This is a genomic window from Mesorhizobium sp. IMUNJ 23033, from assembly GCF_044778005.1.
Lineage (GTDB): Bacteria > Pseudomonadota > Alphaproteobacteria > Rhizobiales > Rhizobiaceae > Mesorhizobium > Mesorhizobium amorphae_A.
Genome location: NZ_JBJACT010000023.1, coordinates 63,115 through 82,373 on the forward strand (window position 1 = coordinate 63,115; position 19,259 = coordinate 82,373).

The 19,259-nt window shown below is 65.7% G+C and carries 15 protein-coding genes; 10 read left to right on the plus strand and 5 right to left on the minus strand.

Annotation, left to right across the window (positions count from 1 at the left end):
* Nucleotides 1–181: 181 nt before the first annotated feature.
* From ACFX5Q_RS23125 to ACFX5Q_RS23155, 7 genes are read left to right on the plus strand one after another with little or no spacing between them, the layout of a single operon-like run.
* On the plus strand, nt 182–532 hold the full coding sequence (locus ACFX5Q_RS23125) for a RidA family protein (protein ID WP_404281724.1): 351 nt from the start codon (nt 182–184) through the stop codon (nt 530–532).
* 32 nt (nt 533–564) lie between these two features.
* Nucleotides 565–1,995, plus strand: a complete 1,431-nt coding sequence (gene hydA / locus ACFX5Q_RS23130) for a dihydropyrimidinase (protein ID WP_404281726.1) — start codon at nt 565–567, stop codon at nt 1,993–1,995.
* The gene (locus ACFX5Q_RS23135; protein ID WP_404281728.1) at nt 1,980–2,894 is read left to right on the plus strand and encodes a nitrilase-related carbon-nitrogen hydrolase; all 915 of its coding nucleotides are present in this window, start codon (nt 1,980–1,982) and stop codon (nt 2,892–2,894) included. The genes hydA and ACFX5Q_RS23135 overlap by 16 nt, the downstream gene beginning before the upstream one ends.
* Nucleotides 2,895–2,932: 38 nt before the next feature.
* Complete coding sequence (locus ACFX5Q_RS23140; protein WP_404281729.1) at nt 2,933–4,231, plus strand: Coenzyme F420 hydrogenase/dehydrogenase, beta subunit C-terminal domain; 1,299 nt, start codon at nt 2,933–2,935, stop codon at nt 4,229–4,231.
* Entirely contained in the window at nt 4,228–5,388 is a 1,161-nt protein-coding gene (locus tag ACFX5Q_RS23145) for an NAD(P)/FAD-dependent oxidoreductase (protein ID WP_404281731.1), read from the plus strand. Before ACFX5Q_RS23140 ends, ACFX5Q_RS23145 begins: the two co-directional genes overlap by 4 nt.
* A complete protein-coding gene (locus ACFX5Q_RS23150) occupies nt 5,388–6,668 on the plus strand; it encodes a Zn-dependent hydrolase (RefSeq protein WP_404281733.1) in 1,281 nt (426 codons plus the stop codon). The genes ACFX5Q_RS23145 and ACFX5Q_RS23150 overlap by 1 nt, the downstream gene beginning before the upstream one ends.
* On the plus strand, nt 6,665–7,330 hold the full coding sequence (locus ACFX5Q_RS23155; RefSeq protein WP_404281735.1) for a cysteine hydrolase family protein: 666 nt from the start codon (nt 6,665–6,667) through the stop codon (nt 7,328–7,330). Before ACFX5Q_RS23150 ends, ACFX5Q_RS23155 begins: the two co-directional genes overlap by 4 nt.
* On the opposite strand, the gene ACFX5Q_RS23160 is transcribed toward ACFX5Q_RS23155, so the two are convergent.
* From ACFX5Q_RS23160 to ACFX5Q_RS23180, 5 genes are read right to left on the minus strand one after another with little or no spacing between them, the layout of a single operon-like run.
* The gene (locus tag ACFX5Q_RS23160) at nt 7,315–8,805 is read right to left on the minus strand and encodes an amidohydrolase family protein (RefSeq protein WP_404281737.1); all 1,491 of its coding nucleotides are present in this window, start codon (nt 8,803–8,805) and stop codon (nt 7,315–7,317) included. The genes ACFX5Q_RS23155 and ACFX5Q_RS23160 overlap by 16 nt on opposite strands.
* A 33-nt stretch (nt 8,806–8,838) precedes the next feature.
* Complete coding sequence (locus tag ACFX5Q_RS23165; protein WP_404281739.1) at nt 8,839–10,380, minus strand: trimethylamine methyltransferase family protein; 1,542 nt, start codon at nt 10,378–10,380, stop codon at nt 8,839–8,841.
* 20 nt (nt 10,381–10,400) lie between these two features.
* Nucleotides 10,401–11,372 carry a D-2-hydroxyacid dehydrogenase gene (locus ACFX5Q_RS23170; protein WP_404281741.1) on the minus strand — a complete coding sequence of 324 codons (972 nt, stop codon included), beginning with the start codon at nt 11,370–11,372 and terminating at the stop codon, nt 10,401–10,403.
* A 10-nt stretch (nt 11,373–11,382) separates the two neighbouring features.
* A complete protein-coding gene (locus ACFX5Q_RS23175) occupies nt 11,383–12,291 on the minus strand; it encodes a dihydrodipicolinate synthase family protein (RefSeq protein WP_404281743.1) in 909 nt (302 codons plus the stop codon).
* A 59-nt stretch (nt 12,292–12,350) separates the two neighbouring features.
* A complete protein-coding gene (locus ACFX5Q_RS23180) occupies nt 12,351–13,769 on the minus strand; it encodes an MmgE/PrpD family protein (RefSeq protein ID WP_404281744.1) in 1,419 nt (472 codons plus the stop codon).
* Nucleotides 13,770–13,953: 184 nt separating this feature from the next.
* On the opposite strand from ACFX5Q_RS23180, the gene ACFX5Q_RS23185 reads away from it, so the two are divergent.
* The 3 genes from ACFX5Q_RS23185 to ACFX5Q_RS23195 all read left to right on the plus strand — a co-directional run bounded on the left by ACFX5Q_RS23185 (nt 13,954) and on the right by ACFX5Q_RS23195 (nt 19,256).
* On the plus strand, nt 13,954–14,841 hold the full coding sequence (locus tag ACFX5Q_RS23185; protein WP_404281746.1) for a LysR substrate-binding domain-containing protein: 888 nt from the start codon (nt 13,954–13,956) through the stop codon (nt 14,839–14,841).
* Between the two features lie 193 nt (nt 14,842–15,034).
* Nucleotides 15,035–16,690, plus strand: a complete 1,656-nt coding sequence (locus tag ACFX5Q_RS23190; RefSeq protein ID WP_404281748.1) for an ABC transporter substrate-binding protein — start codon at nt 15,035–15,037, stop codon at nt 16,688–16,690.
* Between the two features lie 145 nt (nt 16,691–16,835).
* Nucleotides 16,836–19,256 (plus strand): FAD-dependent oxidoreductase, encoded by a 2,421-nt coding sequence (locus ACFX5Q_RS23195; RefSeq protein ID WP_404281750.1) that lies wholly within the window; start codon nt 16,836–16,838, stop codon nt 19,254–19,256.
* The last annotated feature ends 3 nt before the right edge of the window (nt 19,257–19,259 follow it).

The following is a 19,259-nucleotide window of genomic DNA, read 5'->3' on the forward strand; positions in this document are numbered from 1 at the left end:
AAGCTATACCCCGCCAAGCGCGCCACAAACGAAGATTGACACGGCTATGACCATAATTTTTTTGGCCATCCTTGTCGCCGAAAGCCGCATCATGCCGCTTCCCAGGCTTTACAGTCGTTTTGTCCGCTCCGTACCATAGTCAATCTGCCATGATCGAAAAGCCGCCAAGGGAGGAAACCGAATGACGATCGAACGTCTTGAGAACGGCCAACGCTTCTGCCGGGTGCTGCGCCACAACGGCACCGTCTATGTCGCCGGCCTGACGGCGGACGACCTCTCCGGCGACACCACCGCGCAGACCGAGCAAATCCTCGCCAAGATAGACACCCTTCTGGCCAAGGCCGGCAGCGACAAGTCGAAGCTTCTCAGCGCCCAGATCTGGCTGCGCGACATCGCCGATTTCGAGATGATGAATGCGGCGTGGGATGCCTGGATCGACAGGAGCGCCATGCCCGTTCGCGCAACGGTCGAGGCGCGCCTTGCCGGCGACCAGTATCGCGTCGAGATCATGGTCACGGCGGCCGTCGGCTGAGGGGCCCGTCCGCGAAGGGGGCGGCAAAACCAATGCATGAGCTGGTGATCAAAGGCGGACGCGTTGCCCTCGACGACGATTGGGCCGAATGCGACATCGGCATCGACGACGGCCGCATCGCCGCTATCGGCAGTGGCCTGTCCGGCAAGTCATTGCTCGACGCCGGCGGGCGCTGGGTCATGCCCGGCGGCATCGACGCCCATTGCCATCTCGACCAGCCGGTCTGGGGCGGCGCGGGCAATGCCGACGACTTCGAGTCCGGCACCATCTCGGCGGCGTTCGGCGGCACGACCTGCATTGTCCCGTTCGGCATGCCGGGTCCGGACATGACCACGATTGGCGCCATGGACCGGGCTCTCGATCGCGCAGCGGGTCAGGCTGTGATCGACTACGGACTGCACGCCGTGGTGACCATGGGCACCGGCGCCGATGTCGAGGCACAGCTTGCGCAGCTCGCCGGTCGCGGCATCGCCTCGGTCAAGCTGTTCATGACCTATCAGGGTTTTGCCGTCGACGACGACCTCTTCTTCAGGGTCCTCGACGCCGCGCACGGCCTCGGCTGGATCGTCATGGTCCATGCCGAGAACGACGCCGCCATCCGGCGCACGCGCCGGCGCCTGATCGATCTCGGCCGCACCGACATCCGCTATCACGTCGTCGCCCACAGCGAGACCATGGAACGCGAGGCGACTCATCGTGCTTTGGCCTTTGCGGAAATGACCGGCGCGCGCATGACCATCGTCCATGTCTCCTCCTGGCAGTCGGCCGAGGAGGTGGCGCGGGCGCGGACGCGCGGTGTCGATGTGGTCGCCGAGACCTGCCCGCAATATCTGTTCGTCGACGCCGCCGATCTCGACCGTCCGGGCAAGGATGCCGCGCGGTTCGTCTTCTCTCCGCCGCCGCGCTCGCCGCGCAGCCAGGAGCATCTGTGGCGGGACTTGATCGATGGCGGCATCGACCTCTGGTCATCCGACCACTCGCCCTATTTTTTCGCCGACAAGATCGGCAGGGCCGAGACGCCCGGCTTCACCACCACGCTGAGCGGCATTCCCGGCATCGAGACCCGCCTGCCGTTGCTGTTCTCGGAAGGGCTTTTGACCGGTCGCCTCACGCTCGCCCGCTATCTCGACCTCACCTCGCGCAATGCCGCGTCGATCTACGGCCTCGCGCACGCCAAGGGCAGGATCGAGGTCGGGCTCGACGCGGATCTGGCGCTGTGGGATCCAACGGCGCGCTGGACGCTCGGCCACAAGGCCCTGCATTCGCGCGTCGACTTCACGCCTTACGAGGGCAAAAGCGTGACCGGCAAACCGACTAACGTGTTGGTGCGCGGCATGCCGGTGATCGCCGACGGGATGCTTCAGGCGCAGCCCGGCTTCGGCCGCTTCGTAGCGAGGACAGCCGCCGACCCGGCTCAATCTGGAAAACCTGTCGAGGAGACGACGCCATGGCTAGATGCCTGACGATAGCGGTCTGCCAGACCGGCCCCATCCAGCGCAGCGCCTCACGCGCCGAGACGGTCGGCCGCCTCGTCCATCTGCTGGAGAAGGCCGCAGTCGCCGGGGCGGAGATCGCGGTCTTCCCCGAAATGGCGCTGACCACCTTCTTTCCGCGCTGGAGCATCGATGATACCGCCGAGATCGAGTCCTTCTTTGAGCGTTCCATGCCGGGGCCTGAAACGCAGCGTCTCTACGATGCGGCCGCCCGGCTCAAGATCGGCTTCGCACTCGGTTACTGCGAACTCGTGCGCGAAGACGGTGTCACGCGACGCTTCAACACCATGGATCTGGTCGGACCGGATGGCGCCTTCATCGGCCGCTACCGCAAGATGCATGTGCCGGGGTCGAGCGAACCGGAAGCGGGCACGACGACGCATCTGGAGCGGCGCTATTTCGAGCCGGGCAATCTCGGCTTCCCCGTCTTCGACTATCGCGGCGTCCGCGCCGGCATGGCGATCTGCAACGACCGCCGCTGGCCGGAAACCTACCGGATGCTCTGCCTCAACGGCGCGGAGGTGGTGCTGCTCGGCTACAACACGCCGCTGCTGCTCGACGAGGCGCCGGCGCTGGCGCATCTGCGCATGTTCCACAACCATCTGCCGATGCAGGCCGGCGCCTATCAGAACACGCTCTGGGTCGCGGCCGCCGCCAAGGCCGGCCTCGAAGACGGCCAGGCGCTGATCGGCGGCTCCTGCATCATCGCGCCGACAGGCGAGATCGCCGCACAGGCGCTGTCGCTCGACGACGAAGTCATCGTCCATCGCGCCGATCTCGACCTCATCACCACCTGCCGGAAGGTGAATTTCGACTTCGCGCTTTATCGTCGGCCGGATCAGTATCGCTTGATCGCGGAACAGGTCTGACGCCGGTGGGCCTCGATCAAGCCAGTCGAACACAAGGCATGAAGCCTCCTCCCGCCGATCCCCTGTCTTTGAGCGAGATCGTCGAGAACGGGCTTTGCATCGGCTGTGGGCTTTGCCAGTCGCTTGCTGACACCGGCGCTATCGAGATGGTCATGACGCCGGAAGGACGCGAGCGACCTGTCGCCCGGCGGGCGCTCGACATGCCGACCTTGATGCGGATCAACGCCGTTTGCCCGGGGACACGGATCGCCGGTCCGCCACCGGCGCAGGCAAATAATGCCAAGTTGATGGACGCCGTCTGGGGGCCTGCCGAACGGCTGGTTCTCGGTCACGCCGGCGATCCGGCGGTGCAGTTCCGCGGCTCTGGCGGCGGCGTGCTGACCGCAATCGGCCAGTTCCTGCTGAGTTCCGGCCGCGTAAAATTCATCTTGCATGTGGCGGCATCGCGGTCGGCTCCGATGCGCAGCGAACGCCGGCTAAGCTTCGACGCCGCCTCGGTGCTCGAAGGCGCGGGCTCGCGCTATGGGCCTGCGGCGCCGCTGGTGGATTTCAGCGAAATCCTCGACCACGGCGAACCCTTCGCGCTGATCGCGAAGCCCTGCGACGTCACCGCTGTGCGCAATCTCGCGCGGCTCGATCCGCGTGTTGACGAGCTGATGCGCTATGCGCTGGCCTTCGTCTGCGGCGGCGCCTCCGACCTGTCTAAATCGGAACAGGTGCTGCAGCGCTTTGGATTGCGCGAGGACGAGCTTGCGCTGTTCCGCTATCGGGGGCACGGCAATCCCGGCCTTAACCGGATCGAAGCGAAGGATGGCCGCGTCTTCGAGCTCAGCTACCGGCAGCTGTGGGAGGACGAGGACAAATGGATGATCCAGCCGCGCTGCAAGATCTGCCCCGACGCGATCGGCCAGGTGGCGGATATCGCCGTCTCGGATGCTTGGCTGAATGGCGGCCCGGCGGTCGAGGACGAACCGCTCAACGGCATCATCGTGCGCACCAGGCGTGGCCTCGAGCTGTTCGATGCGGCGGTTGCGGACGGCGCACTGACGGTCAAGCGCGAGACCAGCTTTGCCGAACTCGGCGAACTGCAATCGCATCAGGTGCGCAAGCGCCGCGCCGTGTGGGCGCGGCTGAAGGGCATCGAGATCGCAGGCAAGCCTGTGCCCGTGGTGATTGATTTGGCCTTGGAGGATTGCGCCCGGCAGAATGCGCTCGCCGACAATCTCGCCGAGGGCCGCGGTGCTCGCGACCGCGCCCGGCGCGGACGCCTGGGCGAGCCGCCTGCCGTATCGCGTGACGATGCCGGTGCAGCCATGTTGAAGGAAGGTCTTTTATGAGCGCGGCCGAGCAGACCGAGGTCATCATCATCGGCGGCGGCATTGCCGGTGCCGGCGCTGCCTTCGAGATCAGCCGTTCGGCCAAGGTGATCCTGCTCGAGCGGGAAAGCCATTGCGGCTATCACACCACCGGCCGCTCGGCGGCGAGTTTTACCGAAAACTACGGCAACGGAATCATCCGCCGGATCGTGCTGGCTAGCCGGGCGTTCCTGACCGAACCGCCGGCCGGCTTCTCGGATTATCCGCTGCTCAGCAAGCGCGGCATGATCACCGTGGCGCGCAGCGATCAACTCGACCTGCTGCACCAGGAGCTGGAGACGGCGCAGGCGCTGGTTCCCTCGATCGTCGCGATGACGCCGGCCGAGGCGATTGCACGCGTGCCGGTGCTGCGCGCCGACTATCTCGCCGGCGCCTACATCGAACCGCATTCGATGGATATCGACGTCAACGGCCTGCACCAGGGTTTTTTGCGCGGTGCCCGTGCGTGCGGCGCGAAGATCGTCACCAATGCCGGCGTCACCGGCATCAGCCGGCAAGGCGGCCAGTGGCGGGTCGAAACGCTAGCGGGAACGTTCGTCGCGCCGCTTATCGTCAATGCCGCCGGCGCCTGGGGCGATGAGATCGCTGTCATGGCCGGCGTGCGCCCGATCGGCTTGCAGCCGAAGCGCCGCACCGCCTTCAACATCCCGGCGCCCGACGGCGTCAGCATCACCGACTGGCCTTTAGTCAACGATGTCGGTGCTGAATTCTACTTCAAGCCGGATGCCGGCCAGTTGCTGGTCTCGCCGGCCGATGCGACGGCCTCTGTGCCGATGGATACCTATGCCGAGGATATCGATGTCGCGATCGGCGCCGAGCGTCTCGGCCAGGCGACGACGATCGAGGTGCAGCGGGTGTCGCGTTCCTGGGCCGGCCTCAGGACCTTCGTCGCCGACGGATCGCCGGTCGTCGGACCCGATGACGAGGTCCCGGATTTCATCTGGCTGGTCGGGCAGGGCGGCTACGGCATCAAGACCTCGCCCGCTTTGTCGCGCGTCTGCGCCAGCCTGATGGCGGGCGACGGCCTACCGGACGATGTCGCCAGGCAAGGCGTCGCGCTGGCGGATCTGACGCCGCATCGGCTGCGGAGCGCAGGCCACCAGAGAGCTTCCGCGTGATGACCAGTGCCAGTCTGACGGCGGGCGGCAGACTGGCCGGGCAGGTGCTGGACAGGCTGGCCGCAGCCACCACCGACGCACCGGGCATAACCCGCGTTGCCTACGGTCCGGGTGAGCGGCTTGCCCACGCAATGGTCCGCGAAGAGGCAGAAAAGCTCGGCGCCGTGGCGCGCGTCGATGTCGCCGGCAATCTCTATCTGACGCTGAAAGGCCGCAATCCCGATCTGCCGGCGATCGTCATCGGCTCGCATCTCGACAGCGTGCCGCATGGCGGCAATTTCGACGGCGCCGCCGGCGTTGTCGCGGGGCTGGCGGTGATGGCCGAGCTTGTCGGCCAGAAGATGCAGCCGCCGCGCGATCTGATCCTGCTGGTGACACGGGCCGAGGAAGCGGCGTGGTTTCCGCTGTCCTATCCCGGCAGCGAGGCGGCGCTGGGTCTGCTGCAGCCGCAGGCGCTGGAAGCGCGGAGATCGGACAGTGGCAGGACTCTTGCCGAGCATATGCAGGAGGAAGGCTTCGATCCTGACGCTGTCAGGCGTGGCGTTGCCGGCATCGACGCCAGCCGCATAGCCGCCTTCGTCGAAGTCCACATCGAGCAGGGGCCGCGTCTGGTGGCCGTCGACGTGCCGGTCGGCATCGTCACCGGGATCGCCGGCGGCTTTCGCTATGTCGATGCGAAGTGTCTCGGCGCCTATGGCCACTCCGGCGCCGAGCCGCGCTTTGCCCGGCATGACAGCGTGCTGGGCTTCGCCGATATGGTCGCCGGGCTCGAAGCGGAATGGGACGCGCTCGAGCGCGACGGCCATGAGGCCACCATCACCTTCGGCCGCGTGGAATCCGATCCGAGCCAGCACGGCGGCAGCCGCGTGCTGGGCGAGCTTCGCTTCACGCTCGATGTGCGCAGCGCCGACGCCTCCGTGCTGGAACGGATCGAAGCGCGCCTTCACGCGCTCTTCGCCGAAGTCGGCGCCAGGCGCGGCGTCACCTTCGAGGCCGGGCCGCGCTTCACCTGGGAGCCCGCAACCATGTCGCCGGCACTCATCGCCGGGCTCGACCGCGCCGCACAGGACATACAGATGCCCGCGCCGCATGTGCCAAGTGGCGCCGGGCACGATGCGGCTACCTTTGCCGGCGCCGGCGTCCCGACCGCCATGCTGTTCGTGCGCAACGAGAACGGCAGTCACAACCCGCATGAAGCGATGGACATCGCCGATCTCGACCAGGCGATCCGTCTGCTTTTCCGTTTCGTCACCGACTTCGACAATTTGGATCAGCCATGAACCTTGCCGCGACCGCCTTGCTCGTCATCGACCTGCAGAACGAATACCGCCCCGGCGCAGCCTGGCCGGTCGTCGGTTATGACGCGGTGCTCGCCAATGCCGTCCGCCTGATCGCCGCGGCCCGTGCGGCCGGCGTGCCGGTCATCCACGCCCAGGCCTGGGTGAAGCCGGAGGAGCGCGATGGCTATGCCAGGCAGGAGGAAATCCTGACCGAGGAGTTTCGTTCGGCCGTGGCCGGCAGCAATGGCGCGGACATCTGCGCCGAGGTGGCGGCGCTGCCCGGCGACATCGTCATCCACAAGCACTGGCCGAGCGTTTTCCGCAGGACCGATCTCACGCAACGCCTCGCCGAACTCAAGGTCGAGAACCTGATCGTCGCCGGCGTGCTGACCGACAGCTGCGTTAGCGAAAGCGTGTTCGATGCGGTCTATCAGGGTTTTCGCGTCTGGCTGGTCAAGGAGGCCTGCGGCAGCATGACCGAGGCCATGCACCGCACCGGCATGCTAGACATGGCCAATCGCCTCTACGGCGGCGGCGTACTGCGCATGCCAGAGGCGCTGAAGGCACTGGCCGGCCAGACCTTCGACGGCTGGCGTTGCACGCGGCCGGTGGAATTCACCTACACGCTTGAAACCGTCGACCGGCTTTACGAAGCGCTATGATGGGCTCCACAGCTGCATCCACCTTTGACGAATGTCGGTGATGCGGAGGGCTTGAGCACTGCGCCCGGCAGCGCCCCGGTCGCCTTGCCGTCACGCCACACGGACACGCCGTTGACGAAGACATGCTCGATGCCGGCGGCTGGCTGGCGCGGCTCTTCGAAGGTCGCGGTGTCGATGATCGTCTGCGGGTCGAAGATCGTCAGATCGGCGAAATTGCCGACCGTCAGCATGCCCCGCTCCTGGATGCCGAATTCGCGCGCCGGCAGGCCGGTCATGCGGTGCACGGCCTCTTCCAGGGTGAACAGGCCGACATCGCGGGCATAGTGGCCAAGCACGCGCGGAAACGTGCCCCACAGGCGCGGATGCGGGTGGATGTCGTGCGGCAGGCCGTCGGAACCGACCATGGTGCGCGGATGCGCGAGGATGGTGCGCACGTCGGTCTCGTCGAGCTGGAAATAGACGGCGCCCGCCGGCAGCAGCCGCTGGCCTGCCTCGCGTTCGGTGCAATTCCATTCCCGCGCGATGTCGGCAATCTCGCGCCTGGCCATCTCGGGGTGTGGCGTCGACCAGGTGATGAGGACCTTCAGCCCGGTGTCACAGCGCTCCAGCCTGAGCACGGTCGAGCTTGCGGCATAGGGATAGACATCCATGCCGATGTCCATCGTCTGCCGCGCCCGGTCGATGCGTTTTAACGACGGACCACTCTTGCCGAAATTGGCGCGACCCGTGCATTGGTGGTGCGAGATGACCAGCTTGCCGCCGGCATGGTCGGCGATGTCGATGGCTTCCTCGATCGCCTCGTCCATCGCCTCGAAATAGTTGCGCGTATGGGTGACATAAGGTCCGCCGAGGCTTGCCGCCGTTGCCGCCAGCGCCTTGACCTCTTCGGTCGAGGACTTGACGGCCGGCGGATAGTCGAGCCCGGTGCTGAGTCCGAAGGCGCCCTCGGCCATCGCCTGCGCCACGGCGTCCTGCATCAGCGCGGTCTCCGCTTCGTCCGCGGCGCGGTCGGTGACCGGCATGACGCGCTGGCGCAAGGTGGTGTGGCCGACCAGCAGGGCGGCATTGGTGGCGATGCCGCGTTGGCGGAGCTCGGCGACGTAGTCGGCAAAACGGTCGAAGCGGAAATTCTCCTGGCCTCCGACCAGGGTGAACGGCGGCGGCGGCGCACTGTCCAGCAGCAGTGGGGCAAGGCTGATCCCGCAATTGCCGGCGATCACCGTCGTCACGCCCTGGCTGATCTTCGGGTCCATGCCCTGCGGTGCCAGCAGCGCGCAGTCATCATGGGTGTGCACATCGATGAAGCCCGGCGCCACGATCTTGCCCGTGCCGTCGATCTCTTGCACGCCGCGCGCGTCGCTTAGCCCGCCGATGGCGGCGATCCTGTCGCCGGAAATGGCAATGTCGGCCACAAAACGCCCTGAACCGTCGCCTGAAATCAACGTCGCGTGGCGGATGACGAGGTCGTATGGCATCAGGGCATTTTTCCTCTTGCGGCAGTCCGGCCGTCAGCCTTCGGGATTGACTGCGATCTCCTCGCGGCGGCGCGCGACATAGGCGTCGAGCTCCTCGCGGATCGCGGCGTCCATGGCCGGTTCCTCATAATCATGCAGCGCCTGCTGCCAGAGTTCGGTGGCCCGTTCGAGCGCGTCCTTGCCGCCCGCTTCCTGCCAGGCGCCATGGTTCTGCCAGTTGGACAGCATCGGCTGGTAGAAGGCGGTCGTGTAGCGCGACATGGTGTGCTCGGCGCCGAAGAAATGGCCGCCGGCCGGCACCGACTTGATGGCTTCGAAACCGAGATCGTCCTCCTGGAACGGCAGCGGTCGCAGGAACTCCATCATGTTCTGCAGGATCTCGACGTCGAGCACGAGCTTCTCATAGGAAGCCGTCAAGCCGCCTTCCAGCCAGCCGGCCGCATGGTAGATCAGGTTCGCGCCGCCGAGCACCGCGCCCCATGTCGCCATTTCCGTCTCGTAGGCGGCCTGCAGGTCGACCACGTTCGAGGCATTGGCGTTGGAGGTGCGGTAGGGCAAATTGTAGCGCCGCGCCAGCTGTCCGGCGATGATGTTGGCCTTGGCGTTCTCCGGCGTGCCGAAGGCCGGCGCGCCCGACTTCATGTCGACATTGGAGGTGAACGCGCCGTACATCACCGGCGTTCCCGGATTGACGAGCTGCGTCAGCACCACGCCGAACAGCGCTTCGGCATTCTGCTGGCAAAGTGCTGCCGCTAAGGTCACCGGCGTCATCGCGCCCATTAGGGTGAAGGGGGTCACCGTCACCGGCTGGCCGTGCTCGGCCATCGCGATCAGGCCCTCGGCCATGGCGTCGTCGAACAGGCGCGGCGAATTGATCGATATGATCGTCGTCACGCCCGGCGAAGCGCGCATCTCCTCGACGCTGATGCCGCGCGCGATCGCCATCATGTTGATGCCGTCCATCGCCCTGGCGCGACCGATCGCCGTGCAGTGGAAGGAGAGGTCGCTGAGCGTCAAATTGGCATGGTAGGTGTCGAGATGACGCGAATTGGCCGGCAGTTCCATCGGCGCCACCACCTGGTTGCCGATAATGTGGATGGCATTGAAGTGGTGCGCCAGCCGGATGAAGTTCTGGTAGTCGGGGAGATTGCCCTGGCGGCGGCCATTGATGCGGTCATGGACGTTGGGCGGACCGGCGACCAGCCCGAAAATCAGCGAATTGCCGCCGAGATGGACCTGCTTCTCAGGATTGCGGCTGGTCAGCGTGAAGGAGGATGGGACCGCCCGCAGCGCCTCAGTCACCAGGCTTTCGTCGATCCTGATGGTCTTGTTCTCGCGGTCGACGATGGCGCCTGCCGCGGCGAACAGGTCCATCACCCGCTCGCTCATGACGCGGATGCCGAGTTCCGACAGGATGCGCATCGACGTGTCGTGCAGCCGCTCCATCCGCTCTTCGTCGAGCAGCTGCATCGGCGGGTAGGGGTTTTCGACATGCTGCCAGGGCAGCTGCGCGATGCCGCCACCACCGCGTTCCAGCCTCGACCTGCGGCCCCCGCCGCGCCTGTCCTGCGTCATCGATCTCTTCCCCTCTCGGCTCAGTAGCCGCGCTCCGGGTTCACCACATTCTCCAGCGGTTCACCGCTGCGGTAGCGCGCCAGATTGTCGGCGAACATGCGCACCGATTTGACGTCCCAGCCGTCATAGACCGCCGCGCAATGCGGGGTGATGGCGACGTTGTCGTAGCCCCACAGCGGATGGTCCGCCGGCAGCGGCTCGGTCGCAAACACATCCAGCGCCGCGCCCTTGATCCGTCTGCCGTCGAGGGCTTCGAGCAGCGCGGCCTCCTCGACCACGCCGCCGCGCGAGATGTCGATGAGCACGGCGGAAGGCTTCATCGCGGCGAAGGCCGCCTCGCCGAGCAGGCCGCGCGTGCTGGGCAGAAGCGGCACGCAGCAGACGATGAAATCGGCACGTCCGGTGAGCGCCAGCAGGGCGTCCGGCCCATGCACCTCGTCGAGGCATGGCATGGCTTTGGGCCGCGCGCGAATACCCAGCGTGCGCAGGCCCATCGCCTGCGACCGGTTGGCGACGGCCGTGCCCGTCTTGCCCAATCCGATGATGAGAACCGTCTTGCCTTCGATCGGCTCGACGCGGCCACCGCCGCCCCAGAGGCGCGCCTGCTGGCGGCGTTCGAAGCCGCGCAGGTCGAGCGAGAAGGACAGCATGGCGCCGAGCGCGTATTCCGCCAGCATGCCGGCGGCGACGCCGGCGGAATTGGTGACGGTCAGCCGTTTCGGATCCCAGGGCCCGAGGTGATCCGTGCCCGAGCCGCCAATCGATACCCATTTCACGGTCGGGCTTTCGGTAAGGGCCTGGCGCGGATAACGCGGCGTGCCGTCGAAGCGGATGGAATAGACCACTTCCGCCGCCACGCGCTCGATCATCTCGGGCAGGGCGGCGTAGCTGTCGCAGGCCTGCACCGCGAGTTCCGGATGCGTCTCCTTGAGCACGGCAAGTGCTGCTTCCGGTCGGTCGGTGTGCAGGATGACGGACGGGCGAGGGGACATGCTGCCGGTCTCAGCTCCGGCCAATGTGATCGGCCGCAGGACCCAGCGCGGCGAGCAGTTTCTCGCCGCTTTCGAGCGTCGCATTCTCGTGCGGCGCGCGCAGGTTCAGCCAGCGCCTGTCGCCGGACCGCACGGCAAGCACCGCCTTCATCGCCGGGATGAGGCCGGCATCCTGGATCACCTTGCGAAACGCCTTGATCGCCGCATCCGCCTCGGCAACATCCTTGCCGGTGCTCGCCGCATCGTAGACTGCCCGGATGGCAGCCGCATTGAGGTTTACCGTCGCCGAGATGCAGCCTGCCGCACCGCTGGCAAGGCCCTTGGTCAGCTGCGCTTCCGAACTCGGGAACACCGCGACCTCGGGTGCCGCGGCGATCACCGCCGCCGTGTTGTTCCAGTCGCCGGCGCTGTCCTTGTAGGCGACGACGGTGTCGGGAAACGCTTCGCTTAGCCGGGCGGTCAGGGTCGGGCTCACCGGCACGCCGGAATTCTGCGGGATGTGGTAGAGGATCATCTTCATCGCCGGGTTCGCCACCTTCTCGATCAGTTCGCTATAGTAGCGGGCCTGGCCGCTGTCGCCGGCGGCGGTGTAGAAGAAGGACGGCAGCACCATCACACCGGCGCAGCCGAGGCCGACCGCATGCGCCGACAGTTCGACGGTTTCGGGCAGCGCCGTGGCGCCGGTGCCGGGCATCAGCCGTCCCGGCGAAATGTCGGCCTCGACCAGCCATTCCAGCGCCTGCATGCGTTCGCGCAACGAGATCGACAGCGCCTCGCCCGTGGTGCCGAACGGCGACAGGAAATGCGCGCCCTGGTCCAGCACCCATTTGGCGTGGGACACCCAGAGGTCGCGGGCGATGCGGCCGTCATTTTCGAACGGCGTCAGGATCGGTGCGATGGTTCCTTGCGGGCGGGTCATGGATGTCCTCTGTGCGTGATGGTGTTCGGTGTGTGACCACCGCCGCTGCCGTCCGGGCACTACCACGCCGGCCGCTGATGCATCTTGGTGATCACCGGAGGATCGTAGAGCAACACCGAGAGGTCGGAGAAGAGGCTGTCCGGGTCGGTGAGCGACAGCACCACGTCGCGGATCGCGCCGGCGCGGCCCTGTCCGAGCACAGGTGCCGCGAACTCCATATATTTGGCCTCGATTTCAGCATCTGTCAGCGGCGCCTCCGGTCCGCCGCGTGCATGGACGTCGCCCGACATCAGGACCCGCCCGTCGGTCGTGGTGATGACGACATCGGCCCAACGGCCTGCCGGGAAGCGGGCGCTGTGGCGCTCCGATTCCGAGACCGTGATGCGGCTGAGCATGTCCGCGATGGCAGAGTCCTCGAGCCCATTGCCGGAAATGTGCTCCAGCCCGATGCGGCCATGCATGATGAAGGTCGCGACGGCGAAGCGCAGGCTGTATTGCGCCTTCGACGTCGTGTCCGGCATGCCGTCGAACAGCGTTGCCGCATAGTGGAAGCTGTTGACCTGAATGTGCTGGATGTCGGTCGGCGATAGATGATGCGCCAGGCAGAGCCCACGCGTCGCGTCGATGGCCGCATGCGCCCAGCGGCAGATCGGATACGGCTTCACATACTGGTGCAGCACCTGCCAGAAGGCGCCGAGATCCTGCCAATGGGATGCAACTTCGGGCGCCTCGACCGTAATCGCCGGCGCGCCGGTGAAGCCGCGCTCGGCCAGCACCGCGGCCGACAGTCCGGTCAGCGCGCCGACGCCGGAGCCGTCATGCAGCATCGTCGGGGTGGCGATCTCGCGCATCATCTGGCTGCGCGGGCCGTGATATTCGGCAATGCCAAGCGCCTCGCGCAGTTGGTCGTCGCTGAGCCGCCGCAGGCGTGCCGCCACGGCGGCCACGCCGAGCGCATTCCAGGCGCCTGAGGTGTGGTAGTCCGACACGGTCGCATGCAGCGCGATGCCGGCCCGGCCGGCGACTTCATAGCCGACGATCAAGGCCGCCAGTACCTCCGGTCCGCTAAGGTCGGGACGGGACTCGGCAAGTGCTGCCAGCGCCGGCACCACCACCACGCCGATATGACCCTTGGTCGGGCTGTATCCGTCATGACCGTCGAGATTGTCGATCTGCGTCGCCGTCGCATAGGCAGCACCCGCAATGCTGACCCGGCGGCCGTCGAAAAGCATGCGCGCCGAATGCTGCGAGTCGCTGGAGCCGTAGAGCAGGGTAGCGGCATCGCGGGCGATCCTGCCCGCTTCCATCGGGCCGGCCGCGATCGCAATGCCGATCGTGTCCAGCAGCAAATAGCGCGCCTGTTCCAACACTGGCGCGGGGAAAACCGAAGCCGGGCGCCGCAACACGAAGTCGGCCAGGCGAACGGCAATTTCGGCGCTCGCGTCAGGCCCTTCGCGCCGATGGGGCGACACTGCCACTTGCTCCACTCCCTCTGTCGTCACGACATCATTAATTTGGGTCCATCGTGCTTTCACGCAATTAGTTTGGCGGCTTTGGCCAAAAATATCTACGTCTCGTCGCTTGCGCGCGATTGAACGGCGGACCGTCCGTGGGATACCTATCCTCGTGGGATACTTCCCATGCACATCGCTGGAGTTTGAGATGAAGCCGCCGCCCCCCTTGAACTACATCCGCTCCTTCGAGAGTTCGGCCCGTCATCTGAGCTTCACTTTGGCCGCCAAGGAGCTTGGCTACACGCAGGCCGCTGTCAGCACGCATGTCCGCTCGCTCGAGCACTATATCGGCCGGCAGCTGTTCATACGCTACCCGCGCAGCCTCAAGCTGACCGAGATGGGCGAGGCGTTCCTGCCGACGCTGCGCCAGGCGCTGGATCAGATCGACCAGGCGACGGAAGCGATCGTCACCTCGTCGCGCAACCGCACGGTGGTCGTTTCCTGCCCGATGAGCCTGGCGGAGAACTGGCTGGCCGGCTGCATGGCCGCCTTCCGCAAGAAGCATCCCGAAATCGAGATCGTGCTGCATGGCACGATCTGGGAGGATCTCAGCGAACAGATCGCCGACATAACCATTTCGACGCGGCGTTTCGACGACCGCCCGCCGGCCGGCATCCCGCTCTGGAACGACGATCTGGTTCTGCTCTGTGCGCCGGCGCTGCTGGATGGCGAGCACGCGCTGAAGGTACCGCCGGACATCCTCAAGGTGGACTGGATCTTCGTGCATGGCCGCCAGGAATACTGGCAGGTCGTCACGTCGGCGCTTGGCGTCGACATGGAGGATTACGACAAGGGCCTGACCACGAACGCATCCAACATCGCGCTCGAACTGGCCGCCATGGGGGCAGGGCTCGTCGCCACCCAGCGCTCGCTTGCCCACGCCTATCTGCGGCGCGGGTTGCTCGTCGAGCCGTTCCCGATCCGGCCGCCGAGCCCGTGGAATTATTACCTCACCGAGAACCAGCTTTCGAAGGGAACCATCGCGCGCACGGTGCGGGAATGGATCCTTTCGCGCGCCCAGGAGGACAGCGCCTGAAGGCATCGATTGCCGGGGATCGCCTGCGCACGAAAAAATTTGAGACGTCAATGGCATTGTTTTATTAGGCCTCAATAGCCGGTTTTCTGCGGTTTGCTCGGGCTTGAGCCCTTCCGGGATTTTTGCATCGCCTCTAACATTCTCCTCGCAATGGGGAATGTAACGGGCGGAAAGCCCAAACCGGAGAATCACAATGACGATTTTCAAGAGCAACGGTGACCGCGTCCCGGCCGTCATCGAAAGCTACGCAGAGGAAGTCAGAAGCGGCAGGATGGATCGCCGCGAATTTCTTGCCATGGCGAGCGCGATGGGCGCCTCCACGGCGCTTGCATACTCGATGGCCGGTATCGCACCCGCCCGGGCCGCGGCCCCGGAGCCGGGCAAGAAGGGCGGCATTCTGAGGATGCAGATGATCATCAAGGACATGAAGGACCCGCGCCTGTGGGACTGGTCGGAAATGGCCAATGTGATGCGCCAGTGCAATGACTACATGATCCGCTACACCACCGACTTCACCTTCGAGGGTCATCTGCTCGAGAGCTGGGAGGTCAGCGACGACGCCACCGAGTACACGCTGCATGTGCGCAAGGGCGTGAAATGGTCGAACGGCGACGAGCTCAACGCCGACGACATCGTCGTCAACATCGAGCGCTGGTGCGATAAGGCGGCCGAGGGCAACTCGATGGCCGGCCGCATGGCCACGCTGATCGACCCCGCCACCAAGAAGGCCATTGCCGGAGCCATCACCAAGGTCGACGAACATACGGTGAAGCTGAAATGCGGCCAGTCCGACGTCACCATCATTCCGGGCTTCGCCGACTATCCGGCGATCATCGTCCACCGCAACTTCGACAAGGATGGCGCGGACATGACGAAGACGCCCGGCACCGGCCCGTATGAGCTCATCTCGTACAAAGTCGGCGAGTCGGCCTCGGTCAGGCGGCGCAAGGACTTCACCTGGTTCGGCGGCGAAACCTATCTCGACGGTGTCGACTGGACCGACTACGGAGCGGACGCTTCGAACCCAGCCATCGCCAGCGCCTTCGAGGCGGGCGAGATCGACTGCAATTACCAGACGGTCGGCGGCACCGTGGACCTCTACGACAGCATGGGCCTGGTCAAGGAATCCGTCGTCACCGCCGGCACGATCGTGCTGCGCACCAATGTGACCAACAAACCCTATGACGACAAACGCGTGCGCAACGCCATCCAGCTGGCCGTCGACAACGAGACCGTGCTGAAGCTCGGCTATAGCGGCCTCGGCCAGGTCGCCGAAAACCACCATGTCTGCCCGATTCATCCGGAATATTACGAACTGCCGAAAGTGCCGCGCGATCTGGCCAAGGCCAAGGCGCTGATGACCGAGGCCGGTCAGATGGATCACGAGTTCGAGCTCATCTCCTACGATGCCGACTATGTGAAGGACCCGGCCGATGTGGTCGCCGCGCAGATGCGCGAGGCCGGTTTCAAGGTGAAGCGGACGATCATTCCGGGCACGTCCTTCTGGAACGACTGGACCAAATATCCGTGGTCGACCACCGAGTGGGGCATGCGTCCACTCGGCGTGCAGGTGCTGGCGCTTGCCTATCGCAGCGGCGAAGCCTGGAACGAGTCCGCCTATGCCAATCCGGACTTCGACAAGAAGCTCAATGCGGCACTGGCCGTCGCCGATCCGGCCAACCGCAAGGAGCTGATGAAGGACGTCGAGTTCATCCTGCAGGATTCGGGCGTCCTCGTTCAGTCGTTCTGGCGTTCGCTCTACCGTCACCACGCCGCCTATGTGAAGAACCTCAAGATGCATCAGACCTTCGAGCTGCAGCTGGACAAGGTCTGGCTCGACAAGGCGTAGCCGAGGGTGACAGCAATGGTCCAGGGACGGCCTCCAATCGCCCCTGGACTTTCGCCGGGCGACGGCGCCAACCAATCAGGACAATCGCAAGGCGCTGGCCGCAGCGCTAAAAGACAGTCGCCGAACAAAGGGAAGAAATCTGGATATGCGTACTCATGCACAAGCCGTCGTCATTGGCGGCGGCCTGATCGGCTGCTCCATCCTCTATCATCTCGCCAAATTCGGCTGGTCAGACGTCGTGCTTTTGGAGCGCGACGAGCTGACGTCAGGCTCGACATGGCATGCGGCGGCCAACATTCACGGCCTGCATGATTCCACCAACATCAGCCGCCTGCAGCACTACACCATGGCCTTGTACAAGGAGCTAGAGACCGAGACCGGCCAGGGCTGCGGCATCTTCCAGCCGGGCTCGCTCTATCTCGCCCAGACCGAAGCGCGCGAGCACCAGCTGCGGCTCCAGGAAGCCAAGGCGCGCCGCTACAAGATGAACTTCTACGAAGTCGCGCGCGACGAGGCGGAGCGGTTGCATCCGCTGGTCGATTTCGACGGCATACGCTGCATCATGTACGAGCCGGAAGGCGGCAATGTCGATCCGTCCGGCGTCACCGCCGCCTATGCGGCGGGCGCGCGCCAGCGCGGGGCCGAGATCCATCGCTTCACGCCGGTCACCGCCACAGAAGCGCAGCCGGACGGCAGCTGGATCGTGCGCACGCCGAAGGGTGATATCCGCACGCAGTGGGTGATCAACGCCGCCGGCCTGTGGGGCCGCGAGGTCGCCGCCATGGCCGGCCTGCAACTGCCGCTGATCCCCACCGAGCACCAGTATTTCGTCACCGAGACGATCCCCGAAATCGCCGCCATGGGCCGCCGGCTGCCCTCGGTCGCCGACCGCGACGGCGAATATTACCTGCGCCAGGAAGGGCTCGGCCTGCTCATCGGCGCCTATGAGCGCAACATGAAGTTCTGGGCCGAGGAAGGAACGCCGCTCGACTTCGGCCATGAACTGTTTCCCGACGATCTCGACCGCATCGAGGACAACATGGTGCGCGCCATTGCCCGTGTTCCGGCGGCCGGCACGGCAGGCGTCAAGCGCGTCATCAACGGCCCGATGATCTGGTCGCCCGACAGCGCCGTGCTGTTCGGGCCGGTGCCGGAATTGCACAACTACTTCTGCTGCAACGGTATCATTCCGGGCTTCTCGCAGTCGGGCGGCATGGGCAAGCTGGCGGCCGAGTGGATGATCGAGGGCGAGCCTTCGCTCGACATGTTCGCCTGGGACATGGCGCGCTTCGGTCACTGGGCCGGCAAGGCCTTCACCAAGGCCCGCGTGCAGGATCAGTACAGCCACCGCTTCAAGATCCATTTCCCCAACGAGGAACGCGCCGCCGGGCGCCCGGTCCGCACCCGCCCGGCCTATGACATGCAAAAGCAGATGGGCGCCGTCTTCGGCCTCAATTTCGGCTGGGAGCATCCGCTCTGGTTTGCCGCCGAAGGCGAGCCGCGCGAGGAGACGATCGGCTTCACCCGCCAGAACTGGTGGGGGCCGGTCGGCCGCGAGTCGCGCATGCTGCGCGAGCATGCCGGCATCATCGACGTGTCGAACTTTGCCAAATACGAGGTCAAGGGTCCGGGCGCCGAGGCCTGGCTCAACGCGCTGTTCGCCAACCGCATGCCGACGGAAATCGGCCGCTCCTGCCTCACGCCGCTGATCGGCAAGCGCGGCGGCATCGCCGGCGATTTCACCGTGACGAAGCTCGCCGATGACGAGTTCAGGGTGTTCGGTTCGGGCATGGCCGAACGCTTCCATCAAAGGTTCTTCAAGGCTGTCCCGCTGCCCGAAGGCACGACGTTCCGCTCACGCACCGAGGACCTTTGCGGCTTCAACGTCGCCGGGCCGAAATCGCGCGAATTGCTGCAGCGGCTGACCAATGCCGATCTGTCGACGGAGGCGTTTCCCTTCATGCGCTCGCGCCAGATCACCGTCGCCGGCGTCGACGTGGTGGCGTTGCGCGTCTCGTTCACCGGCGACCTCGGCTGGGAGCTCTATTGTCCGGCCGCCAGCCAGGTCGAGCTCTACAGTGCCCTGCTCAAGGCCGGCAGCGAAGTCGGTGCCGGGCCGGTCGGCTCGCGCGCGCTGATGTCGCTGCGCGTCGAAAAGGGCTATGGCAGCTGGAGCCGCGAATATTCGCCCGAATACTGGCCGCAGGAGGTCAAGTTCGACCGGCTTGTCAAAATGGACAAGGGCGAATTCCTCAACCGCGACGCCTATGCCGCCATCGCCGACAGGCCGGCGCGCGATGAGCTGATCATGCTGTCGATCGACGCCAAAGATGCCGACGCGACCGGCGGCGAGCCGATCTTCCTGCCGGACGGCACGCCGATCGGCCAGGTCTCGTCGGGCGCCTATGGCTACTTCGTCGAGCAGTCGCTGGCGCTCGGCTATGTCAAGGCCGGCTCGGCCAAGGCGGGCGACAAAGTGTCGGTCGCCATACTCGGGCGGCCGCACGACGCCGTGCTTTTGAAACAGCCGCCCTTCGACCCCGAAGGCAAGCGGCTACGGGCATAGAGA